The organism is Kutzneria sp. NPDC051319, assembly GCF_040682195.1.
Taxonomy (GTDB): Bacteria; Actinomycetota; Actinomycetes; order Mycobacteriales; family Pseudonocardiaceae; genus Kutzneria.
Window position 1 is genome coordinate 200123 of record NZ_JBFBAM010000013.1, and the last position, 22241, is coordinate 222363.

At 70.8% G+C, this 22241-nt stretch carries 22 protein-coding genes; 7 read left to right on the forward strand and 15 right to left on the reverse strand.

The annotated features are described in order from the left end of the window. Nucleotides 1–38: 38 nt before the first annotated feature. Nucleotides 39–767, forward strand: coding sequence for a metallophosphoesterase (locus AB0M73_RS16315; protein WP_363891414.1), 729 nt, complete (start codon nucleotides 39–41; stop codon nucleotides 765–767). After that, a complete protein-coding gene (locus tag AB0M73_RS16320) occupies nucleotides 764–1345 on the forward strand; it encodes a LysE family translocator (RefSeq protein WP_363891415.1) in 582 nt (193 codons plus the stop codon). Before AB0M73_RS16315 ends, AB0M73_RS16320 begins: the two co-directional genes overlap by 4 nt. 43 nt (nucleotides 1346–1388) lie before the next feature. Here AB0M73_RS16320 and AB0M73_RS16325 read toward each other — a convergent pair whose 3' ends face one another. Next, nucleotides 1389–2279 (reverse strand): TIGR03619 family F420-dependent LLM class oxidoreductase, encoded by an 891-nt coding sequence (locus AB0M73_RS16325; protein WP_363891416.1) that lies wholly within the window; start codon nucleotides 2277–2279, stop codon nucleotides 1389–1391. A gap of 71 nt (nucleotides 2280–2350) precedes the next feature. Here AB0M73_RS16325 and AB0M73_RS16330 point away from each other — a divergent pair, with 71 nt between their 5' ends. Continuing rightward, nucleotides 2351–2956: a helix-turn-helix domain-containing protein gene (locus AB0M73_RS16330; RefSeq protein ID WP_363891417.1), complete on the forward strand. Its 606-nt coding sequence runs from the start codon at nucleotides 2351–2353 to the stop codon at nucleotides 2954–2956. Nucleotides 2957–2960: 4 nt separating this feature from the next. On the opposite strand, the gene AB0M73_RS16335 is transcribed toward AB0M73_RS16330, so the two are convergent. Both AB0M73_RS16335 and AB0M73_RS16340 read right to left on the reverse strand, forming a co-directional pair. Beyond that, nucleotides 2961–4322 (reverse strand): radical SAM protein, encoded by a 1362-nt coding sequence (locus AB0M73_RS16335; RefSeq protein WP_363891418.1) that lies wholly within the window; start codon nucleotides 4320–4322, stop codon nucleotides 2961–2963. Beyond that, on the reverse strand, nucleotides 4322–6850 hold the full coding sequence (locus tag AB0M73_RS16340; protein WP_363891419.1) for a glycosyltransferase: 2529 nt from the start codon (nucleotides 6848–6850) through the stop codon (nucleotides 4322–4324). Before AB0M73_RS16340 ends, AB0M73_RS16335 begins: the two co-directional genes overlap by 1 nt. Before the next feature lie 284 nt (nucleotides 6851–7134). Between AB0M73_RS16340 and AB0M73_RS16345 the strand changes: the two genes are divergently transcribed. After that, nucleotides 7135–8265 (forward strand): low temperature requirement protein A, encoded by a 1131-nt coding sequence (locus AB0M73_RS16345; protein ID WP_363891420.1) that lies wholly within the window; start codon nucleotides 7135–7137, stop codon nucleotides 8263–8265. Here AB0M73_RS16345 and AB0M73_RS16350 read toward each other — a convergent pair. From AB0M73_RS16350 to AB0M73_RS16390, 9 genes are all read right to left on the reverse strand, one after another. Further along, nucleotides 8207–9235: a LacI family DNA-binding transcriptional regulator gene (locus AB0M73_RS16350; RefSeq protein WP_363891421.1), complete on the reverse strand. Its 1029-nt coding sequence runs from the start codon at nucleotides 9233–9235 to the stop codon at nucleotides 8207–8209. The genes AB0M73_RS16345 and AB0M73_RS16350 overlap by 59 nt on opposite strands. A 23-nt stretch (nucleotides 9236–9258) precedes the next feature. Continuing rightward, a complete protein-coding gene (locus AB0M73_RS16355) occupies nucleotides 9259–10080 on the reverse strand; it encodes a sugar phosphate isomerase/epimerase family protein (RefSeq protein WP_363891422.1) in 822 nt (273 codons plus the stop codon). Then, nucleotides 10077–11105 carry a dihydrodipicolinate synthase family protein gene (locus tag AB0M73_RS16360; protein ID WP_363891423.1) on the reverse strand — a complete coding sequence of 343 codons (1029 nt, stop codon included), beginning with the start codon at nucleotides 11103–11105 and terminating at the stop codon, nucleotides 10077–10079. The genes AB0M73_RS16355 and AB0M73_RS16360 overlap by 4 nt, the downstream gene beginning before the upstream one ends. Further along, nucleotides 11102–12253 (reverse strand): Gfo/Idh/MocA family oxidoreductase, encoded by a 1152-nt coding sequence (locus AB0M73_RS16365; protein ID WP_363891424.1) that lies wholly within the window; start codon nucleotides 12251–12253, stop codon nucleotides 11102–11104. Before AB0M73_RS16365 ends, AB0M73_RS16360 begins: the two co-directional genes overlap by 4 nt. A gap of 75 nt (nucleotides 12254–12328) precedes the next feature. Continuing rightward, entirely contained in the window at nucleotides 12329–13753 is a 1425-nt protein-coding gene (locus AB0M73_RS16370; protein WP_363891425.1) for a wax ester/triacylglycerol synthase family O-acyltransferase, read from the reverse strand. 8 nt (nucleotides 13754–13761) lie between these two features. Further along, complete coding sequence (locus tag AB0M73_RS16375) at nucleotides 13762–14691, reverse strand: alpha/beta hydrolase (RefSeq protein WP_363891426.1); 930 nt, start codon at nucleotides 14689–14691, stop codon at nucleotides 13762–13764. After that, nucleotides 14688–15479 (reverse strand): alpha/beta hydrolase, encoded by a 792-nt coding sequence (locus tag AB0M73_RS16380; protein WP_363891427.1) that lies wholly within the window; start codon nucleotides 15477–15479, stop codon nucleotides 14688–14690. The genes AB0M73_RS16375 and AB0M73_RS16380 overlap by 4 nt, the downstream gene beginning before the upstream one ends. Before the next feature lie 126 nt (nucleotides 15480–15605). Further along, nucleotides 15606–17540 carry a 4-alpha-glucanotransferase gene (locus AB0M73_RS16385; RefSeq protein WP_363891428.1) on the reverse strand — a complete coding sequence of 645 codons (1935 nt, stop codon included), beginning with the start codon at nucleotides 17538–17540 and terminating at the stop codon, nucleotides 15606–15608. 25 nt (nucleotides 17541–17565) lie between these two features. Then, nucleotides 17566–18069, reverse strand: a complete 504-nt coding sequence (locus AB0M73_RS16390) for a DoxX family protein (RefSeq protein WP_363891438.1) — start codon at nucleotides 18067–18069, stop codon at nucleotides 17566–17568. A 307-nt stretch (nucleotides 18070–18376) separates the two neighbouring features. On the opposite strand from AB0M73_RS16390, the gene AB0M73_RS16395 reads away from it, so the two are divergent. Then, nucleotides 18377–19042, forward strand: coding sequence for a leucine-rich repeat domain-containing protein (locus AB0M73_RS16395; protein WP_363891429.1), 666 nt, complete (start codon nucleotides 18377–18379; stop codon nucleotides 19040–19042). Nucleotides 19043–19094: 52 nt separating this feature from the next. On the opposite strand, the gene AB0M73_RS16400 is transcribed toward AB0M73_RS16395, so the two are convergent. The 3 genes from AB0M73_RS16400 to AB0M73_RS16410 are packed head-to-tail and all read right to left on the reverse strand — an operon-like array spanning nucleotide 19095 to nucleotide 21053. Continuing rightward, the gene (locus AB0M73_RS16400; RefSeq protein ID WP_363891430.1) at nucleotides 19095–20129 is read right to left on the reverse strand and encodes an MAB_1171c family putative transporter; all 1035 of its coding nucleotides are present in this window, start codon (nucleotides 20127–20129) and stop codon (nucleotides 19095–19097) included. Continuing rightward, nucleotides 20122–20619 carry a hypothetical protein gene (locus AB0M73_RS16405; protein WP_363891431.1) on the reverse strand — a complete coding sequence of 166 codons (498 nt, stop codon included), beginning with the start codon at nucleotides 20617–20619 and terminating at the stop codon, nucleotides 20122–20124. The genes AB0M73_RS16400 and AB0M73_RS16405 overlap by 8 nt, the downstream gene beginning before the upstream one ends. Further along, entirely contained in the window at nucleotides 20616–21053 is a 438-nt protein-coding gene (locus AB0M73_RS16410) for a helix-turn-helix domain-containing protein (RefSeq protein WP_363891432.1), read from the reverse strand. The genes AB0M73_RS16405 and AB0M73_RS16410 overlap by 4 nt, the downstream gene beginning before the upstream one ends. A 140-nt stretch (nucleotides 21054–21193) precedes the next feature. Between AB0M73_RS16410 and AB0M73_RS16415 the strand changes: the two genes are divergently transcribed. Together AB0M73_RS16415 and AB0M73_RS16420 are read left to right on the forward strand one after the other, a co-directional pair. After that, nucleotides 21194–21655 carry a hypothetical protein gene (locus tag AB0M73_RS16415; protein ID WP_363891433.1) on the forward strand — a complete coding sequence of 154 codons (462 nt, stop codon included), beginning with the start codon at nucleotides 21194–21196 and terminating at the stop codon, nucleotides 21653–21655. Nucleotides 21656–21674: 19 nt separating this feature from the next. After that, nucleotides 21675–22154 (forward strand): hypothetical protein, encoded by a 480-nt coding sequence (locus tag AB0M73_RS16420; protein WP_363891434.1) that lies wholly within the window; start codon nucleotides 21675–21677, stop codon nucleotides 22152–22154. Nucleotides 22155–22241: the final 87 nt, after the last annotated feature.

Consider the following 22241-nt stretch of genomic DNA (forward strand, 5'->3'; position numbering starts at 1 on the left):
AACGGAAGGCGCCGTCGCTTCCGTTAGGGGGGAACAGAATGGTGTTGTTGGCGCAGATCAGCGACCTGCATCTGGACGGGTCCGAGCGGGCGACGGCCCGGGCGCGGCGGGTGATGGACTACCTCGACGGCCTGCAACGGCCGGTGGACGCGCTGCTGGTGACTGGCGACCTCGCCGATCACGGCGCCGAGGTGGAGTACGAAGAGGTGGCACAGCTGTTCACCACGGTCGCGATGCCGGTGCTGCTGTGCCCGGGCAACCACGACGTCCGCGGCCCGTACCGCAAGGCGCTGCTGGGCGAGGAGCCGACGGGCGGTCCGATCAACCGCCGGCACACGGTCGGCGGCGTCGACATCCTGATGGTCGACGGCACGGTGCCGGGGCGGGGGCACGGCTTCCTTGACGACGAGACGGTCGGCTGGATCCGTGATCACCTGCGGGACGAGACGCCGACCCTGATCGCGCTGCACCATCCGCCGGCCCCGATGCACGAGCCGTTCATCGACGGCATCCTGCTGCACGAGCCGGACCGCCTGGCGGCGCTGGTGCAGGACCGTCCACAGGTGATCGCGGTCCTGGCCGGCCACGCCCACACCGCTTGCGCCACAACGTTCGCCGGCAAGCCGCTGATCGTCGCGCCGGCGGTGACGTTCGCGCTGCGCATGGCCTGGGAGGGCGGCTCGCTGGACAACTGGGCCCAGCCGCCCGGCGTCGCGTTCCACGTCGTCGAGGACGACCGGATCACCACGCACTTCCGGGTCGCATGATCGAGCCCTACGCCGTCGCCGGGTTCCTGGCCGCCGTCTTCCCGATCACGGCCACGCCCGGCGCCAGTGTCGCCCTGCTGATCCAGGGCGGCCGGCGCCGGGCGCTGCCGGTGATCGGCGGCACCATCACCGGTTTGTACGTGCACGCCACGCTGGCCGTGCTGGGCCTGTCGGCGATCGTGATGCAGTCCAGCGAAGCCTTCGCGGTGGTCCGCGTGGTCGGGGCGGTCTACCTGATCGGCCTCGGCCTGTGGACCTGGTTCGCCGGCCGAGCGCCGAAAACCCGGCCTCGCACCGAGCCGACCTACGTGCGGGCCGTGCTGGCCAACGTCCTCAACCCCAAGGCCGCGGCCATCTACCTCACGCTCGTGCCGCAATTCGTCACACCGCAGGACGATCTGGCCGTGCAGATCTACGTCCTGGTCACCGCGCACGCCGTGTTGGCCCTGGTCTGGCTGTCCATGTGGGCGTTCGTGGTGGGCAAGCTGCCGAGCACGGATGTGTTCCGCCGCTGGGCGAAACGCGTCACCGCCGTGGTTCTGGTGACGCTGGGCGTCCGCGCCGCCGTCACGGCCTAGCTTTCCAGGGGCCTTGCTCGCGGAGCCTCGCCCTCGAACCGGGTCACCTGGCCTGCTCCAGGATCTGCCCGGCCAGCTCGATGGCGTGTTCGACGCTGTCGGCCCGGTCGCGGAAGGTCAGGTCCACGAACGCGTGTTCGACGCCGGCCTCGTCGCGGGCCCGCACCAGCACGTCGACGATGCTCTCCACGGACTCGCCGGCCTTGGTGTTGACCCGCAGGATGACGTCGATGTCCGCGGGGTTCCGGCCGGCCTGCTCGGCCCCGGCCCGCACCTGTCCCAGTAGGCCGGTGATCATGGCCGGGTCGAAGAAGCCCGGCGCGGTCGCGGGCAGGATGCCGTCGGCCCGGCGGGCCGCGCGGGCGATGCCGGCGGGGGAGAAGGCCGGCAGGTAGACGGGAATCCGGTGCGCGGGCTTGATGTCGACCCAGCTCGGCGGCGTGTTGGAGAACCGGCCCTTGTGCTCGACGGGGTTGGTCGTCCAGTACGCCTCCAGCGCGTCGAGGCTCTCGTCGAGCCGGGCCCCGCGCTCGCTCATCGACACGCCCACAGCGCTGTACTCCTCGGGCGCCCAGCCGATGCCGAGGCCGGCGATCAGCCGCCCGCCGCTGAACTGGTCGATGGAGGCCAGCGACCGGGCCAGCAGCGGCGGCGCGTACCAGGGGGCGATGAGCACGCTGGTGCCCAGCAGCGGCCGGGTGGTGGCAGCGGCGGCGATCGAGAGCACCGCGAACGGGTCGAGGCTGGACCGGAACTCGGCCGGGATGCCGTCGACGCCGGGGTAGTTGACCTGCGGGTCGACCGCGGCGAACAGGCGGTCGCCGACCCACAGGCTGTCCGCCCCCAGCCGTTCGACCTCACGGGCGAACAGGGCGATGCCGTCGGGGCGGTGCGCGTGGATGCCGACATGCGGTAGGTCGAAGCCGATTTTCATCGCAAGCCTCCGTTGAACATAGGATCCTATTGTCAATATACATACCTATGACCGATGTACCATCGGAGGCGATGCGCACCTACCACTCGCCCCGGCGCCGGGACGCCGCGGAGGCCACGCGCGCGGCGATCCTCGACGCCGCGGGCCGGCTGTTCGTGTCCGAGGGCTACGACAAGGTGACCGTCGCCGACATCGCCTCGGCGGCGGGCGTGGCCGTGCCGACGGTGTATGGCAGCACCGGCGGCAAGGCGGCGATCCTGCGGGCGGTGCTGGAGCCGGCGGTCACCGATCCGGCCGTCGAACGGACCCTGGCCGGCGTCCTGGCCACGGACGATCCGCACGAGGTCATCGGCCTGCTGGCCGCCGGCACCCGGGACTCGCACGAGCGCCACTGGGACCTCGTCTGGTCTCTGACCAGCGGAAACCTGGGTGAGCCGTGCGCGGAGGCGGTGCTGGCCGAGGCCGAGGCGTCCTACCTGGCCGCCCTGGCCGCGGTGGTCGACCGGCTCATCGAGCTGGACGCCCTCAAGCTCGACCGGGGCGGCGCGCTGGACGTGCTGTGGTTCTACCTGGGCCGCCCCGGCTGGTACACGATGGTCGGCCACCGCGGCTGGGACTTCGACCGCGCCCAGGCCTGGCTGGCGGAGTCGGCGCGGCAGTCGCTGCTCAAGTCCTGACGGCTCAGAACTCCGTGTTGATGATGGCCTCCACCAGGGTTTCCCCGACCGGAGTGAGCGTCACGGCGTCCTCCGTGAGCCGGGCGAAGCCGCGATCGGCAAGGGAACGGAACCGGCCGGCCCACGGCTCGTCGAACAGGGAGTGGCCGAAACGCTTGCGGTGCAAGGAATCCCGCAACGGCTGCAAGGACGTCAGCGCCATCTTGATGGCCCGGGTCTCCTGGCCCTCGGGGGAGAAGGCGGTGGCCGAGCCGAGGGGGACCCGGCCGGCCTCGACGGCGGCGGCGTAGGTCTGCCAGTTGACGTCGGTGATCGCCTCGGAGCGCCGGCAGCTGGAGCTGCCGCCGAGGCCGATGGCCACCTCGGCGTCCTGGCGGTCCTGGTCGACCATGATGGACTTCCACTTCTCCGGGCCGATTCCACCGGACGCGAAGTACATCGTGGGGTGCTCGACGTAGCCGGCGGCGCGCAGGCCCTCGGTCAGCACGGCCCGCATCTCGTACTGCTCGTCCAGCGTCGGCCAGAAGTGGCCGTCCTTCTCCAGGCGCGCCCGGTAGCTGTCGACCTGCCAGGCCGCGGGCTTCTCGCCGGCGACACCGGTCCGCGTCTCGGCGTACGACTTGAGGTGCAACTTGGTGCACACCACCGAGTTCACGCCGGTCTCCAGCACCACGTCGAGATCGCGGCGGACGCTGTCGACGGTCTGGTCGAGCAGGCCGTACATCAGGTCGATGCTGATCCGCTCGAACCCGACCCGCTGCGCCTGGCGGATGAAGTCCACGCACATCTGGGACGTGTGCTCCCGGCCGCACAGCTTCAGCACCGGGTCGTCGAACGACTGCACGCCGCAGGACAGCTTGGTGCATCCCAAGGACGCCAACAACTCCAGCTTCTCCACCGTGAACGTGCTGGGATCGCCCTCGAACCGAACCGTGGTCTCCGGGCCGAAGTTGAAGTGTGAGCGGTAGAAGTTGAGCAACCGGGCGATATCCGACGGCGGCAGCAGCGACGGCGTGCCGCCGAAGACGTTGAACTCGCCGATCGGCGCCGACGCCAGCGCAGGCACCTTGTCCAGCCACAGCAGGGCTTCCCGCATGTTCCAGTCGGCCCACTGGGTCAGCTTGCTCGGATCGCCCTTGACCAGCACGACCGGGTACTGGCAGAACCGGCAGCGGTAGGCGCAGGTCGGGATGTACGACCAGAGGTGGATCGGTGCGGTGTCCCGCAGCTGGAGGTCCAGGTCGGCCAGGAAGGCCTCGGGGGAGTAGTCGGGGGTGTCGCCGGGAAACACGTGCGCGCCGAAGGGATCCTGCGTCACGTACTCCAGCAGATGGGCGTTCTCCTTCTCCAACAACGCGTCCAGCATCAGAACACCCCGCCGTTGCCGAAGTGGTTGTGGGCCTCGCCCGATTCGCGGTCCTCGCAGTAGTAGCGCACGAACTCCCGGAACCGGTCCGGCGGCACCTCGTCGAAGCAGGCCGGCAACGGCGGCGGGTGGCCGATGTCCTCGCCGACGGTTGCCCGTAGCCGGGCGAAGATCTCGTCGGCGAACTCGAAGTAAAGGCGGTAGGACGGCGTCTTGTAGACGTGGATCGGGGTGAAGTCGACGACCCGCATCTCGTCGGCGATCTCCTCGATGCGCTCGTGCAGCCGCTGGGCCAGGTCGGCGCCGAAGAACTCGATCACGTCGGCCGAGTCCAGAAGGGACGGTGTCAGCAGCAGCGGCAGGATGGTGTTCTTGGGCGTGAAGTCCTTGATGGAGAACTCCCACGCCTGCTGGGCTTCCGCCTCGGTCAGGTCGATGTCGCGGCTGCTGGCCCGCTCGGGCCGAATGTCCCGCATGACGATGATGCCGTCGTTGCCGTAGGCCCGGCCGGTGATCACCTCGTCGATGGCGTGGTCGACCCGGCGCGGGTTGATCTCCACGCGCGAGGTCGGCGCGTACACGATGTCCTCGCCCGAGCCGCGGACCCGGATGCCGAAGTCCCAGTCGTCGGAGAGGTGGTTGACGAAGCGGCCGTTGTGCAGCTGGTAGAAGATCTCGATGCCGCCGACCTTCTCGTAGACGTCCCGGTCCACGGCGAAGCCCTTGCCGTCGGGGAAACCACCGAACAGCGCGAAGGTCACGGCCCGGCAGCGCAGGGTGCGCTGGATCGCGTCCCACAGCCGAGGCCGCGCGGTGAAGTGCTCGGGGTTGTAGTAGTAGTCGCAGACGCCGATGGCCGCCTTGTTGGCCTCCATGGTGCGGAACAGCTCCGGCAGCCAGCGCCGGTCCACCCGGCAGTCGGCGTCGGCCGACACCAGGTAGTAGCGGGTGCCGGCGGCGCGGCCGAGGCGCTTGGCCGCGAAGTCCATGCCGGCCTTGCGGGCGCAGGCCACGCCCTGCTCGGCCTCGTCGAGCAGGTGGATCTTCAGCTCCGGGTGGGCGGCGGCGAAGGACCGGGCGATGGCCACCGTGTCGTCGGTGGAGTTGTTGTCCACCAACACGATCTCGTACAGCTCCTGGTCCAGTTCCTGGGCGAGGAGACTGTCCAGCACGGCCGGCAGGTTGTGCGCCTCGTTGAACACGGGCAGCACCACGGCCAGTCGGGCCCGGGTGGCCAGCATGTCGTCGACCAGCTGCTCGGTCCGGTCCCGGTCGAAGTGCTCGCGACCGATCCGGTGGTTGTGTTCCGCCATGCGGGCACGCTTCCCTTCGTCCAGCAGCAGTTCGGCGACGCTGTCCACAAAGGACTGGTCCGGCAGGTCGGCGGTCAGCATCGGGGCCCGGCAGCCGAGATGCCCGTACACCGTGTGGTACAGCTCGTAGTCGCTGGTCAGGTAGGGCACCCCGGAGGCGATGGCCTCGCCGATCGGGTTGCCGTAGCTCTCGTAGTCGTACGAGGTGAGGAACGAGGCCAGGGTGGCCTCGGCCAACAGGTCCCGGATCGAGTAGGCCCGCCCGCTCCGCACCTCGCGCGGGGCCAGCCGGCCGCCGAACATCACCCGGTCGGCCACGCCGAGATCGGCGGCCAGCCGTCTCAGCTTCGCGTGCTCGTCGGGATCCTCCAGGGGATCGCCGGCCACGAACAGGTACACGCCCGGCAGCCGCGCGATCAGGTGCAGGTCGCGGTCGATGCGTTTCTGTGGGATCACCCGGGTGCAGCGGGCTATCAGCGGGGCGCCGGCGGGAATGCCGAAGTGCGGCCGAAAACCGGGGTTGGGCCGGGTCGGCGAGTGGTCGAAGGTGTTGGGCAGCACCGCGATGTCGTGCAGCCCGGGCGCCCAGGAGAGCGTTTTCCGCCTGGCCTCGTCGTGCAGGGCCACGTACTGGATGTGCGGCGAGTCGACCGGCGGCACGGCGTGCGGATACGGGTCCCGGCCGTACTTCCCGGTGCCGGGCTCGCTCTGCCACATCAGGTCGTGGTCGCGCCAGAGCACGAAGCGCCCCAGGCCCTCTTCCCGCCCGTAGCGCTCGATCGCCTGGTACAAGGCCTTGGTGTAGGTGATGTTCTCCGGCAGGGTGCCGTTCTCCACCACCACGAACGTCACGCCGGCCCGCCGCCAGGCCGCCACGATCCGGTCCGCCACCGCCACGGCCAGCGCCTCCACCCGGGGCAGCAGCTCGGAACGGCCGGCGCCGACCACCTCACGCAGCACGTCGGCGACGAATTCCCCGTGGTACCCCTCGATTCCCGCCAGATCCGGCCGGTCGAGCCGCACCCAGTCCGGCAGGGCCGAGGACTCTTCCCGATAGGGCCGGAAGAAGGCGTTCTTGTCGGCCTTGATGTCGTAGCCCAGATCGAGGTGCACGCGGTGGCCGCGGTCGCGGAACACCGATGCCGTCTTCACGAACTCGACCACGAGTCCGGAGATCGGGGTCGCGTCGAACGAGATTCCCCACAGCACCGACATACACCTGACGCTAACCCGGTCGCGGGCCCGGAAGACCGGTCAGGCGGCCAGGTCTGCCCGGACTTGCCTCAGGCGCTGCGGGTCCGCCAGGCCAGGACTACGATGTGCCGGCTGTCGCCCCAGCGTTGAGGCGTTGAGGCCGCGCCGACCCGGACCGCCGGAGCCGATCATGGTGACGAGTCGGTGGTGGAAGAGCAGCCGGTCGAGCCGGTGACATGGGCAGGAAACGACCATTCGGTGGGTCAGCGAGCGGAACTCGCCGGTGGTGAGTGAGAGTATGCGGCGTGACTACGTGGTACCGGCCGATGCGGGCTCGCGGCATGCACGAGGTGCACCGGGTGTCGACCCCGCTGGAGCTGTTCTTCGACCTCTGCTTCGTCGTCGCCGTCTCGCAGGCGGCGGCGCAGCTGCACCACGCGCTGGGCAGCGACCACCCGGGCCCCGGGGTGGTGCACTACGTGCTGATCTTCTTCGGCATCTGGTGGGCGTGGATGAACTTCACCTGGTTCGCCACCGCCTACGACACCGACGACGGCGTCTACCGGGCCACCACGCTGCTGCAGATCACCGGCGTGCTGATCATGGCGGCCGGCGTGCCGCGGGCGTTCGAGGACGATTTCCGGATCGTCATCGCCGGCTACGTGGTGATGCGGCTGGCCATGGTCAGCCAGTGGCTGCGGGCGGCCAAGGCCGATCCCGAGCGCCGCCGGACCGCGCTGCGCTACGCCGTCGGCATCTTCGTGCTCCAGCTGCTGTGGCTGTGCCTGCCGCTGCTGCCGGTGTGGATGTTCCCGGTGTTCGCCCTGCTGGAGATGGCCGTCCCGATCTGGGCCGAGCACACCACGCCGACCACCTGGCACCCGCACCACATCACCGAGCGGTACAGCCTGTTCACGCTCATCGTGCTGGGCGAGTCGGTGCTGGCCGCGACCGCCGCCACGCAGGCGGCGCTGGACGCGGGCACCGGCATCGCCGACCTGGCCGTACTGGCCGCGAGCGGGCTGCTGATCGTGTTCGGCATGTGGTGGCTGTACTTCGACCGGCCCGCCTCCTACCTGCTGACGTCGCTGCGCACGTCGCTCATCTGGGGCTACAGCCACTACCTGGTCTTCGCCTCGGCCGCGGCGGTCGGCGCCGGGCTGGAGGAGGCGGTGGAGGCCCACGACCACATCGGCTGGGCCATCGCCGTGCCGGTGGCCGTCTACGTGCTCAGCGCCTGGGCGCTCCAGGTCCGGCCACGCAAGGAGTACGTGCTGGACGCCGTGCACCTGGGGGCGGCGGCGCTGATCCTGCTCACGCCGCTGACGCCGTGGGCGGTGCCGGCCACGGCAGTGGTGGTCGTGCTGCTGGTCGTGTTCAGCCTGTTGCTGGGGCGGCCGTCGAATCTCGAACCACCACAGCTGTTGGAATCGTGACCACGGTCTGCGGATCGGCCGGGCCGAACGCCAGCTCGATGGCCTTGCGGCCGATCTCCTCCAGCGGCACGTGCACGGTCGTCAGGTTCGGCCACACGTCGACGGCAGTCGGCAGGTTGTCGTAGCCGGCAACGGACACGTCGTCCGGCACGCTCCGCCCGGCCGCCCGCAGCGCGCTCACGGCCCCCGCCGCGACCAGGTCGTTGGCCGCCAGCACGGCCGTGAAATCGCGGCCGGCGGCCAGCAGCCGCTCCACCGCCTCGCGGCCGGCCTGCCGGCTGAAGTCGCCGTGCACCACCAGGTTCTCGTCCGCCTCGACGCCGCTGTCGGCCAGCGCCCGCCGGAAGCCGGCCAGCCGGGCGGTCGTGGTGGTGCGGCCGTCCGGGCCGGTGACGTAGGCGATGCGCCGGTGGCCCAGCTCGACCAGGTGCCGGGTGATCGCCGCCGACCCGCCCTCGTTGTCGATCTCCACCACGTGGCCGGGCGCGTCCTCGCCGGGGGAGGGCCGCCCGCACAGCACCATGCGCGTCCCGGTGGTGAGCATGCCCTTGGCCCGTGTGGACGCGGCCGCCCGGTACTCCTCGTCCTCGGGTGCCGCGCCGACCAGGATCACCGCGTCGGCCCGGTGCCCGCGCAGCAGGTCCAGGAACGCGAACTCCTGCTCGGGGTCGCCCTCGGAGTTGCAGATCACCGACAGCCGGCTGGTCTCCGCCGCCGCGCCCTGGATGCCACGGGCGATGCCGGCGAAGAACGGGTCGGAGGCGTCGTTGAGGACCACGCCGACGATGCCGCTGGTGGCGTGCAGCAGGGCCCGTGCGTGCGCGTTGACCACGTAGTCCAGCTCGCGCACGGCTTCCTCGACCCGCTGCCGCGTGCTCTCCGCGACCGGGTAGTTGCCGTTGAGCACGCGGGACACCGTGGCCGGCGACACGCCCGCGCGGGCGGCGACCTCGACCAGCGTGACGGGCATGCGGACCCCCGGTGTCGTCCTGTTCAGACCAGGTGATCACGGTAACGCTGAACGACCTCGGCAAGCACCTCGGCCCCGTTGCGTTCCCGCATGGCGGCGTTGAATATCTCGACCTCGACCGGGCCGTCGTGGCCGGTGGCGTCCACTTTCTCGCGGATCTCGCGCAGCGGGACGTGGCCGTCGCCGAGTTGGCCGCGGCCCAGCAGCACGCCCTCGGGCAGCGGGGTTATCCAGTCCGCGACCTGGAACAGCGCGATGCGGCCGGCCGCTCCGGCCCGGCCGATCTGCTCGTCCAGGTCGGGCTCCCACCAGCAGTGGTAGGTGTCCACGACCACGCCGACCTGCTCTTTGGGGAACGGCAACGCCAGGTCGATGGCCTGGCCCAGGGTGGAGACGACACAGCGGTCGGAGCAGAACATCGGGTGCAGCGGCTCGATGGCCAGCGTGACCTTGCGTTCCCCGGCGTACGGCGCCAGCTCGGCCAGCGCGTCGGCGACCCGGGCCCGAGCCCCCTTGAGGTCCTTGTCTGGCAGCCCGCCGGAGACGAGGACCAGTACCGGACTGTTCAGTTCAGCTGCCTCGTCGATGGCCCGGCGGTTGTCGTCCAGCGCTTTCACGCGCTGCGCTGGCTCCGCGACGGTGTAGAAGCCGCCCCGGCACAGGCTGGTGACCTTGAGCCCGGCCTCCCGTATCAACCTCGCCGCCTTGTGGAGGCCATAAGCCTCGACCGGCTCGCGCCAGGGGGCGATGCCCGGCACGCCGGCGTCGACGCAGCCGGCGACCAGCTCCTCCAACGACCACTGCTTGATCGTCTCGCTGTTGATGCTGAGCCGGGCGAGAGTCACAGCGACGCCACCCGGCTCGCGGCCAACTCCGGGTCGGCGAACAGGTCCAGCTCGGCGGCCAGTTCGTAGCAGCGCACCAGATGTTCGCGCGACCGTGCCGTCTCCAGGCCGCCGATCATGCTGAAGTGGTCCTGGTGGCCGCCGAGCCAGGCCAGGAACACCACGCCCGTCTTGTAGAACCGGGTCGGCGTCTCGAACACGTGGCGGGCCAACGCGACCGTGGGCTCCAGCCGGGCCAGGAAGCCCTCGGTGTCGCCGTCGTCCAGCCGGCCCATCGCCTGCTCGGCCACCACGGCCAGCGGGTCGAAGACACCGAGCAGGGCGTCGCTGTGGCCGTGCTCGTCGCCGGTGATCAGCCGGGGGTAGTTGAAGTCGTCGCCGGTGTAGCAGCGCACGCCCTGGGGCAGCCGTCGCCGCAGCTGGATCTCGCGTTCGGCGTCCAGCAAGGAGATCTTCACGCCGTCGATGCGCTCGGCGTTGGCCTCGATCACCGACAGGAACGTCTCGGTGGCCTTGTCCAGGTCCTCGCTGCCCCAGTAGCCGGCCAGCGCCGGATCGAACATCGGGCCCAGCCAGTGCAGGATCGCCTTGTCCGACAACTGGCCCAGCAGCCAGCCGTACACCTCATGGTAGTCGTCGGCATCCCGGGCCAGCGCGGCAAGCTGCCGACTGGCCATCAGGATCGGTTGCGCCCCAGCGGCTTCCACCACCGACAGCTGCTCGGTGTACGCCGCGATCACTTCGTCCAGAGTGGATGGTGGTTCGGTCAGCTGATCGGTGCCGGCGCCGCAGGCGATCAGGCCGCCCCCGGCGGCGGCGTCCGCGGCACTGCGCCGGATCAGCTCGGCCGCGGTCGCCCAGTTCAGGCCCATGCCCCGCTGTGCGGTGTCCATCGCCTCGGCCACGCCCAGCCCCAGCCGCCAGAGATGGCGTCGGAAGGCCATTGTGGCGTCCCAGTCCACTGTGGTGTTGTCGTCGGGATCGGCGACGACGTGCGCGGCGGCGAAGATGACCCGGCTGTTCACAGCGTCAGCTCCGGGACGTCGATGCGCCGGCCCTCGGCGGCGGACCGGAGGCCCAGCTCCGCCAGCTGCACACCCCGCGCGCCGGCCAGCAGGTCCCAGTGCCACGGCTCGTCCAGCACCACGTGGCGCAGGAACAGCTCCCACTGCTCCTTGAAGCCGTTGTCGAACTCGGTGTTGTCCGGGACTTCCTGCCACTGCGCGCGGAAGTCCACGGGGGAGGGGAGATCGGGGTTCCAGACCGCCTTCGGCGTGATCGAGCGGTGCTGCACGCGGCAGTGCCGCAGGCCGGCGACGGCGCTGCCCTCGGTGCCGTCCACATGGAACTCGACGAGCTCGTCCCGGTTGACGCGGGTGGCCCAGGAGGAGTTGATCTGCGCCACGATTCCGTTGTCCAGCTGGAAGATCCCGTACGCGGCGTCGTCGGCGGTGGCCTCGTAGGCGTTGCCCCGCTCGTCCACGCGCTGCGGGATGTGGGTCGCGGTAAGCGCTTGCACGCTGCGGACCGGGCCGAAGATCTCGCGCAACACGTACTGCCAGTGGCAGAACATGTCGAGCACGATGCCGCCGCCCTGCTCGGCCTGGTAGTTCCAGGACGGGCGCTGCGCCGGCTGCCAGTCGCCCTCGAACACCCAGTAGCCGAACTCGCCGCGCACCGACAGGATCCGGCCGAAGAAGCCGCCGTCCACCAGCCGCTTGAGCTTGCGCAGCCCGGGCAGGAACAGCTTGTCCTGCACCACACCGGTTTTGACGCCGGCCTCGGCCGCCGTGCGGGCCAGCAGGAGCGCGTCGTCCAGGGACTCGGCGGTCGGCTTCTCGCAGTAGATGTGCTTGCCGGCGGCGATCGCCGCCAGCACACCCTCCTTGCGGGCGGAGGTGACCGAGGCGTCGAAGTAGACCTCCACGTCCGGCTCGGCCAGCGCCTTGGCCACGTCGGTGGTCCAGCGGTCGATGCCGTGGCGCTCGGCGAGCGCCCGGATCCGGTCCTCGTTGCGTCCGATGAGGACCGGCTCCGGCCAGATCACCGTGCCGTCGCTGGTGGTCAGGCCGCCTTGGTCCCGAATGGCCAGCACGGAGCGGAGCAGATGCTGGTTGTAGCCCATCCGCCCGGTCACCCCGTTCATGGCCACCCCGACGGTCCTCCGCGCCACAGCGCCACCTCCGCGTGATAGAAAAGCCTTTCTACGGGCTCACGCTACCCGCCCTGTCAACGTCGTCCGATCGTGTCAGCCGGCCGCCTTGAGCAGCAGGTCCAGCTCGTCGATCAGGTACCCGGCCAGGGTGTCGATGTCCGGCACCAGCTCGCGGCAGGCGACCAGGCCGAAGTGCAGCTGGCCCAGGTAGCCCACCAGGGTGATGTTGAGGCCCTGCCCGTCCAGGATCACCGAAAGCGGGTACTGCGCCAGCATCCGCGCCCCGGCCATGTACACCGGCACGTTCGGCCCGGGCACGTTGGAGATGCAGATGTTGAACGGCGGCATGCGGTGCATCATGCCGGTGGCGAACACGACCCGGGCCGCCCGCGCGGCCAGCGCCGGCGGCGCGAAGTCGGAGATGTCGTCGACCAGGCCCTGCGGAATCGTCGCCTGCTGCGCCTTGGCGATCTTCGTCGCCTCGCGCACCACGGACAGCCGCTGCTCCGGGTCCTCCAGGTTCGTCGGCAGCACGGCCAGCATCGCCGACACCCGGTTGCCCATCGCGCCCTTGGCCGTCTCGTCCCGCACCGACACCGGGATCATGGCGTTGAGCGGGCTCGCCGGCAGCGCGTCGTGATCGGCCAGCCAGTGCCGCAGCGCGCCCGCGCACATGGCCATCACCACGTCGTTGACCGAAGTGCCGAAGGCGTTCTTCACCTTCTTGACGTCGGCCAGGCTGACGCTGCGGAACGCCACCCGGCGGTGCGGGGTGATCTTCTTGTTGAACGGGGTGGCCGGCGCCCGGCCCAGGGTGGTCGGGATGACGCTGCCGTCGCCGCTGTTCAGCCCGAGCAGGCCGCCGACAAGCGGGCTGACCAGCGGGGCCAGCGTCGGCACCTTCTTCACGAACTCGCCGGCCAGCTGCACCGTCTGCACCGGCCGCCAGGCCAGCCGGGCGGCGGCCCGGGTCATCAGCGTCAGCGGGCCCGGCGGCCGGGCCGGCACGAACTCCTTGGCCGGCGGCAGTTTCCGGCCCTCCGGCTTCAGGTCCAGCAGCACGGTGAGCAGCTCGGCGCCGGACACGCCGTCGATCGCCGCGTGGTGCACCTTGGTGTAGACCGCGACCAGCCCGTCGGCCAGCCCGGTGATCAGGTAGGTCTCCCACAGCGGGCGGCGCCGGTCCAGCGGGCGGGCGTGCAGCCGGGCCAGCTGCTCGGTGAGCTGGGCCTGCGAGCCCGGACTCGGCAGCGCCACCTCCCGGATGTGGTACTCGATGTCGAACTCGGGATCGTCCACCCAGTACGGCTGGTCCAGCCCGAGCGGCACCTCCAGCAGCTTGCGGCGCATCACCGGCACCAGCGGCAGGCGCTGGCCCAGCACCTCGGTCAGCAGGGCCAGGTCCAGCGGCCGCGGCGCGTCGCTCGGATCGAGCAGGCAGACCCCGCCGACGTGGCCGGTGGAGTTGGTCGTCTCCAGGGCGAGGAACGCGGCGTCGAGTCCGGTGAGTTGCTGCATGACACCCTTCACTTTCCGGCGATGGTTGGGGTGCGGGCGAGCCAGTCCGTCACGGCGTCGACCACCGCGTCGGGTGTTTCCAGTTGGGGCGTGTGGCCGACGCCGGTCAGGAAAACGCTGTCCCAGGCCGGATTGGCCGCCGCGACCTGACGGGCCAGCGCGATCGGCACCAGCCGGTCGACGTCGCCGCTGATCAGCAGGACCGGGGCCGGCAGGCCCTTGAGGATGTCCCGGTAGCGGTCGCCCCGGGCCAGGAACCGCATCAGCGAGCGGCTGGCGTTGAGGAAGGACTGCTCCTTGCCCGGGATCCGCCGGCGTTCCTCGGTCATGGCCACCGACGCGTCCAGCATCTTGGCGTCGGCCCGGCTCGGATCGCCGAAACAGAGGTCGTTCATCCGCTGCACAAGCTGCCGTGACGACATCCGCGACTGCGCGAACCGCATGTACAGCTCGCCGATGCCGGGCGTCATGTAGGTCATGAACATGGCGGCCACCCGCAGGTCCGGGCGGGTGGACGTGGGCGGCAGGGCCGGGTCGACCAGCACGAGACCGGCGACGCTGTCCGGGTTGTTGTGGGTCTGGAGCACGGAGATCACGCCGCCCATCGAGTTGCCGACGAGCACCGCCGGCTCCTTGACGACCGTGGCGATGAACCGGTTGACCAGGCGCACGTTGGCCCGGATCGTCGTGCTGCGCGGGAAGCCCGGCGTGAGCCCGAAGCCCCGCAGGTCGAGGGCGACGGCTCGCCTGCCCTGAGCCAGCGCCCGGCCGACCAGGGACCAGTTCAGGTGCGAGCCGCCGAGGCCGTGCACGAACACGATCGGCGGGGCGTCGCCCTCGCCGCCGAAGCCGATCCAGTGCACCGGGCCGTCGATGTCGGTGACCCAGCCCTGACCGCCCCATGGCTCGGCGAACGCCCACGGCGCCGGGTGGGTCATCGGGCGACCGGGTAGAACGCGCGGGCCCAGCCGCGCGGCTGGAACGGCCGCCACGTGTCGGCCGGCTGGGCCAGCCGGTCGGCGATCGCCCACAGCGTGGCCGGGTCGACGCCGAAGCCCAGGTGGGCGCACATGACCTCGATGTTCTCCCGGTCCGCCGCCGGTGTCTGCATGCAGGTCCGCCAGTGCACGATGCCGTCCGCCTTCGAGTAGATCGCGGTCGACGGCACGGGGATCGGTTGCCCGAGCTGGTCCCGGCTGGGCACTCGGTCCGAGCCGGCGTGCCGGCGGGACCGGCGGCGGAAGGCGTACTCGGCGCGGCTCTGCCGGGGGTCGACCAGGGCGAACGGGCTGCCCAGGGTGATCACCTGCCGGACCAGGTCCGGATGGTCCCGGGCCAGCTCACGGGCGTAGATGCCGCCGAGGCTCCAGCCGATCAGCGACACCGGGCCGCCCGTCCCGGCGGCCAGCTCCCGCAGCCGCAGCGGCATGCCGTCGAGCACCTCGTCGGTCGGCCCGGTGTTGCGGCCGAGACCCCAGCCGCGCGTGGTGTAGCCGAGGGTCGCCAGGTACGAGCGCAGCGCCTGGTTGCTGACGTCATCGGCCAGCAGACCAGGCAACAGCAGCACGCCATGGCCGTCGCCGCGTGGGGCGCGGGACAGCAGCGGCACCGCGAACGGCAGCGAGGCGAAGGTCATCGCGCCCCGCGCCGGCTCGGTCAGAAACCACCGCAGAGGCGGGCGGTGCGCCGCCCCGGACCGCTCTTCCGCTTGTCGGGCAACAGACATGCTTGCCCCTCTCGTCTCGGCGGGGCGGTCCGGCTGCGCCCGTGACCACGTTGTGTTATTTGCGCATGGTAGGAAGCCGTCCTGGTCGCTGGCAATGACATGGGGGATCTTCGGGCAGATGTGCGGTCATCGTCCGGACATCGTGCTCACCGCCCGTGACACGCGGGGGTCGGCCATGAACGAGGCCAGCGGGATCGGGAACGGGATGCGCCAGTTGGGGTACTCGTCGACCGTGCCCGGCAAATTGGGCTGGCGGGTCTCGCCGATCACGTCGTAGGGGGAGGCCAGGACGAGCCGGCACGGCGTGCCGGCCAGGAAGGCGTGCATCGCGACGATCACGTCCTCCTCGGCCGCGGACTCGTCGATGCCCAGCAGTTCCCGCAGCTCCCGGCGCTCCTTGGCGGCGTTGGCGTACTCCGCCTCGACGTCGCCGGCGAGGACCTTGAGCTCGGCCCGCACGCGGACGTGCTCGCTGCGCAGGAATCCCGCCGCCGTCGGCAGGTCGTGGGTGCTGATGCTGGCCGCCGCCCGCTCCGGCCAGCTCGCCTGGGGCAGCATGGCGCCGGTGTCGTCCCGTTCGAACCACAGCACCGCCGAGGACAGCATGTTGTTGGCGTGCAACGTTTCCGTGACGACGGGTTCGACCGTGCCCAGGTCCTCGCCGATCACGGCCGCGCCGGCGCGGTGCGCCTCCAGCGCGAGGATGCCGGTCATGGCGTCGGCGTCGTAGCGGACGTACGTGCCCTTGCGGGCGTCGCCGCCGGGGATCCACCACAGCCGCCACAGGCCGGCGATGTGGTCGATGCGCAGGCCCTGCGAGTGTCGGAACACCGCCTGGAGCAGGTCCCGGTACGGCTTGTAGCCCGCCTCGGCCAGCTTCCTCGGGTGCCAGGGCGGCAGCGACCAGTTCTGCCCCTGCTGGTTGAAGGCGTCCGGCGGCGCCCCGACCGTCACGCCCGGGGCCAGCACGTCTTGCAACGCCCAGGCGTCCGCGCCGCCCGGATCCACGCCCACCGGCAGGTCGTGCACGATGCCGACCGCCATGCCCTCCGCCGCCTGCCGGGCCTCTTCCAGCTGCCGGTCGCACAGCTCCTGCAGCCAGGCGTGGAAGGAAATCCGGGCCGGGTCGGCCTGTTCCAGCACCGCCGGGCCGTCCGGGTGCCGCAGCTCCGCCGGCCATTCCCGGTAGTCCGCGCCGTGCTGCTCGGCCAGCGCGCAGTAGACGGCGAAGTCGTCGCCTGGCCGGTGCTCCTGCGGCTTGATCAGCTCCAGCGCCGCGATCTTCGCGTCCCAGACCCGGTCGTAGTCGATCAGTTCTTGCTCTTCGTCCGGCTTCAACGCATCGACGGCCGCCTTGGTTGCGTCATCCGCCTCCAGGTACTCCTTCGTGGCCGTGACGCGGAGGTAGACGGGGTTCGTGTGGCGGCGGCTGCTGGGGGAGTAGGGAGAGGGCTGGATCGGGTGCACGGGGGCCACCGCGTGCATCGGGTTCAGCAGCACCACGCCCGCGCCCGTGTCCTTGGACCAGGTGACGAAGTCCTTCAGGTCGGCTAGATCGCCCGAGCCCCAGGAGTCGCGGGAATGCATCGAGTACAGCTGGAGCATCCAGCCCCACGTCCTCGGCGGCTCCGGCAGGCTCTTCGGGACGACCACCAGCGTGATCTCCCGGTCCCCGGCGATCAGCGTGTGCCACCCCAGCGGCAGATCCCCGGGAATCTCCTGCCCGATGTCGAGGGTCCGCCCGTCCTCGGTGCGAATCCTGGCCCGGCCCGATGCAGGGAAGGACGCCTTACCCTCGTTGGACGCAGTGAAGGAGTCCTTCCCTGCATCGGGGAGGGACTTGGTCTCGCCCTCGCGCAGGACGATGGTCGGGGGCAGCTCGTCCCGGCTGACCTGGGCCAACGCCGTCCGGACGGCCTCGGGGGTGGCCGCGTCGACACCGAGCTTGCCCAGCACCGACACCACCACGTCGGCCGACACGTCGACCCGGCGCCGCTCGCTGCCCTCGTACCAGGTGGCCACCCCGTGCGCTTCGGCCAGCTCCATCAGCTGATCATCCATGGCCCTATTCTGTCGGGCCCCGGCGTCAGAAGAGCGACCCCACCGCCACAGCCCCGCCCACGGCCAGAATGATGCCCCCGATCGCGAAGCCCAGGGGCTTGCGCCGCCACGCCGTGTGCCGGTCCAGCGCGTACCAGCCGGGGCCGGTCAGCAGCAGCGCGAAGGCGATCGCCGTCAGGGTGACCTCCAGCTCGAAGCCGACGCCCGGGCCGAAACCACCGGCCCACTTGGCCCGCACCGCGCTGATGCCCACGCCGAGCAGCCCGGCCGCGGCCAGCGGCGTGAACAGGCCGATCACCATCAGCACCGACCCGGCGACCTCGGTGACACCGGTCAGCCAGGTCAGGAACTCCAGGTTGCGGCTGAAGCCGAAGCCCTGCAGCTGCGCGGTGAACGCGGCCATGCCCGGGCCGCCGAACAGGCCGAACACCTGCATCAGCCCGTGCGCCCCCATCGCGACCGCCAGCATCAGGCGCAGCACCAGGAGCCCGTAGTCCAGGCCGCCGTTCTCGTCCGACCAGCGGGACATATTCGTCACGCCGGACACCCTAGCCACCCGCCCGCGTCACGCTGAGCGACATACCGCAGCCCGTTGTTCGATGGTGTCGGTGAGGTCCTTGCCGTCGGCCCGGCTTGCCCACGGTCGGCGTCCACACGTAGCAGGTGTTGATGTGGAACGTGAGCTCGGCGGACGGGATGTCGCCGTGCGTGCCGTAGGTCATGACCGGCTGCGTCGCGGGGATGACCGCCGGGGTCGAGGTCCGGGTGGTCGCCGGCCGAGTTCGGGGCCCGGGGTTCCCGCAGCGGCTACGCTCTCGGGTCACTGGGGAGGGATCATGCAGGACCGCTGTTACTGCCTCATTCACGCCCGGAAGCGGCGGCCGCGCGAGGTGAGGTTCCACCCGCAACGGCAGGACACCGATGCCGATGGCTGGCTGCGGCTGCTGGAGCTGATCGACGAGGCGGCGGCGGACGGCCGCCCGGAGTTCGCGCCGCTGCGTGAGCTGACCGAGGAACAACGCGGCCAGGTGATCGAGCTGCCGCCGACCATCGGCCGGCTGACCGACGTGCGGAAGCTGGTGCTGTACGGCAGCAACCTCCGCTCGGTACCGCCGGAGATCGGGGCCATGGCTGGTCTATGGGAGTTCGACCCGTACACCTCGTATTGGCTGCACTGGTTCCCGTACGAGATCACGCGCTGCCCGAACCTGGTGGCCAGCACGGTGAGCACCCGGGCGCTGTACGGCAACGTCAAGTTCCGGATGCCGTTCCCGGCCCTGGACGGCACCAAGCACGTGACCGCGACGTGCAGTGTCTGCGACGGACCGATCCGGCAGGTGCACCAGGTGTGGATCTCGCTGGCCGTGGCCACGGATGTGTTGCCGCTGCTGGTCAACGCTTGCTCGCCGGAGTGCGTGGCGGCGTTGCCGAGGCCGCCGGAGGGCTATGTGCCGACGGCGCACACCGGCGGACTCCGGGTGAAACAGCCGCCGGCCGATTGACGGCGCGTCAACTCCGCTCGCTCGGCCGGCGGCCATCACGGGCGAAGGTGGGTCAGCGAGTCTGCTCAGCCCCCGCCGACCGGGCGATCCGCCGGTACGCGTCGGCCAGCCGGCAGAGGTATTCGGTGTCGCTGCCCAGGTCGTGGCCGCCGTCGACGGTGACCGCGGCCGTGCGTGGCGGCTCGCCGTCGCGGTGGGCCCGCAGGGCGGCGGCGATCGCGGCGGCCTCGTCGCGGCCGTCGGCCGGCTGGTACGGGCGGATGGCCAGCAGGCCGTCCCGGATCTCGATCACCCGCCGGTACAGCTGCAACTGGGTGGGGAACAGGGTGGGCAGGCCCGGCGGCTCCAGCGCGATGGCCGGCTCGGCCCGGTAGAGGTCGCGCCACAGCGGGCCGAGCCGACGGTAGCTGCGGTAGCGGCGCAGCCACCCGGCGACGGCCGGCGCCGCGACCCCGGCCAGCACCAGCAGGTGGGCGGCGGTCGGCAGGGCCTTGCTCAGCAGGTAGCCACGGCCGACGGAGAAGTCGATCGGGGCCCGGGAGGAGATCGCGACCAGGGACTTGCTGATCATGTACGCGGCCGCCGCGGCGATGCCGACGGCGATCAGCCCGAGACCGAGCCGCATGACCCGGTCCGGCGCCTGGCGGGCGTCCCGCAGACACAGCCGGGCGATGACGGCGAACTCGGGCAGCAGCGCGGCGGCGTAGGCGAGCGAGTACTCCATCACCCACGGCGACTGCGGATACAGGTCCGGGGTGAGCGCGAACAGCACGACCATCGCGGCCCCGGCGAAGATCGCCCACGCCGTGTGCGCCCGCACGTCCTTTCCGTTCAGCCGCAACAGGATCTGCGCGCCGGCCCACACCGCGAGCAGCAGTGCGAGGTGGCCCACGAGCCGTTCGGCATAGGGCAGGCCCACGGTCGGGGTGAAGTCGGCGACGACCGGGGTGAGGGCCGTCTGCGAGACGGCCAGGCCGAGAACGCAGACCCGCACGAGCCGGCGGCCGGGCTTCCGGCTGGGCCGCAACCACAGCAGCAGCCCCCAGGCCAGCAGCGCCGGGCCGTAGCGGCGCACCAGCTCATCCACCGTCGTTCTCCAGCGCGGAACGCAACCGGTCGGCGGCGGAATCCTCGGGCCGGCTCGGGAGCGTTCGCTGACTCAGCAGCGAGGCCAGCACCTCCGCCTCCCGCTCCTCGACGCTGGAGTAGCCGGTGCGGCCCAGCACCCGGCGGATCAGGTTCGGGTCGAGGTCGGGCATGAGCAGCCGGGCCTGCTCCACCGGGTCGACCGTGGTCGGGAAGTGGTCGCACAGCATGTGCCCGATCTCGTGCAGCACGATGTGCTGCTGGTGCGGGGCGCTCGTGTTCTGTTCGTACGCAATGAGATCCGTGGCGTCGGTGGCGATCCACAGCCCGCACACGTCATGCAGATTCGGCAGCGGCAGCCGGATGATCGGGCGGCCCCGGCGCGTGCTCAGTTCGGCGCACAGCGTCGGCACGTCGAAGGTGGCCGGCAGGTCCAGGTCACGGAGCAGGGCGGCGCAGCGGTGCCGCAGCTTCCGCCCGCTGCCGATCATCGGTCCGTGTCGGCGAGGGGATCGGGCAGGCCCTCCAGCTCGCGGACCCGGTCCACCATGTCGCTGATCGCCTCCAGGCTCTTGGCCGACAGTCCCCGCGCCCGCAGGGCGATGTTGCGCACCGGGGCGTCGCGCAGCGCGCTGAGCAGGGCCAGTTCCGCGTTGATGCGGTCGGCCGCCTCGTCGTCGAAGAAGTACGCCGGCGGCACGCCGAAGAAGCCGGCGATGGCCTCCAGGTGACGCTTGGTCGGGTTGTCGCGCAGGCCCTTGCGCAGCTGCCACAGGTAGGTCGCCGAGATGGTCGGGCCGCCCTGTGCCCGGATCGCCTCGGCCACCTCGTCGAAGGTGTACTCGTCGCCCCCCGCTTGGCGGACCGCCGTGAACAGGTGGTTCACCTTCGTCGCCAGCGGGCCCCTGGCGATGTCCTCTGCCATGGGCGGCATCCTACCCGCGGTAACTGTCGTGAACTGGGCACGCCTAATCCGCTTCACGCCAGTTGACGGGCCGGTGTGGCCGGTTTACTGTCGTGCCGTTCCGGCAAACGGGTGTTGTGTCTCGGGGAGGAAACCGCCTTATGTCTCGGATTCTGAAGACTGCGCTGGCGTGTGCCGCCGCGGTGGGATTGGTGTCGGTGACGGCGCCGGTCGCCAATGCCGCCACCCAGCACTGGGGGACCGTCTACGTCTACGACCACGGCGGCAAGGTCGGCGCCGGATACGGCGACTTCGCCAACAATGGCGGCGTGTACGCGACGGTCGGCGCCAACTGGGTCGACATGCTCAACGACGGCAACGCCATCTACGTGCAGGTGGACTTCTCCTTCTGGGAGAAGGACCACACCGGTCAGTGGGACTGGGTGATCGACAAATCCGTGCAGAGCAGCCGGAACTCCCGCTTCAAGCCGGTCGGCGGCCCGCTGTCGACGCGGCTGCACGCCGGCGCCACGCAGGCCCGGGCCGATATCAAGGTGTGTGAGGACATCAGCCTCACCACCGACATCTGTTCCGCGCACGCAATCGTGTCCTTCAGCTACTGATCGCGACCACGGGGGAGAAATGAAGAACACAATCGTCAAGATCGCCACGAGTGCGGCCGTGGTGATCGCCGCGGCCGTTGTATTGCCGGCCTCGGCCGAGGCGGCCACGCAATCCGCGCCGAACTGCCAGTTCGGCAACACCTACGGCGTCCGCGTGGATCACGCCAAGGTGGTCGCCGACAACGGCGTTTCCGTCGGCGAGATCCAGTTGTGCCGGGACAGCGATTACAAGTTCTGGGGCTTCCTGCTGCTCAACCAGCCGCTCAACGCCAGCACCTACGGCGATGCCGTCATGGAACGCGACCGTGACGGGCTGCCGGAATTCGTCGGCTGCGAGAGCGCGGGCGGCAACGGCATCGTGCTTCCGAACCAGACCCGCTGTTGGACCCCGAAACTCACCGGTCTCAGCGGCGCGTACAGCTTCCGCGCCGAGGGCTCGACCACGAGCAGCCACACCGGCACCACGCTCACCTACGGCAGCACCGGCACCACCCGCTGAACCCGGTGGTGGGGGGGGGGGGGGGGCGGGGCGCGGGGGCGGGCCCCGCCCGCCCCGCCCCGCGGGGGGCCCGCGGGGGGGGGGCCC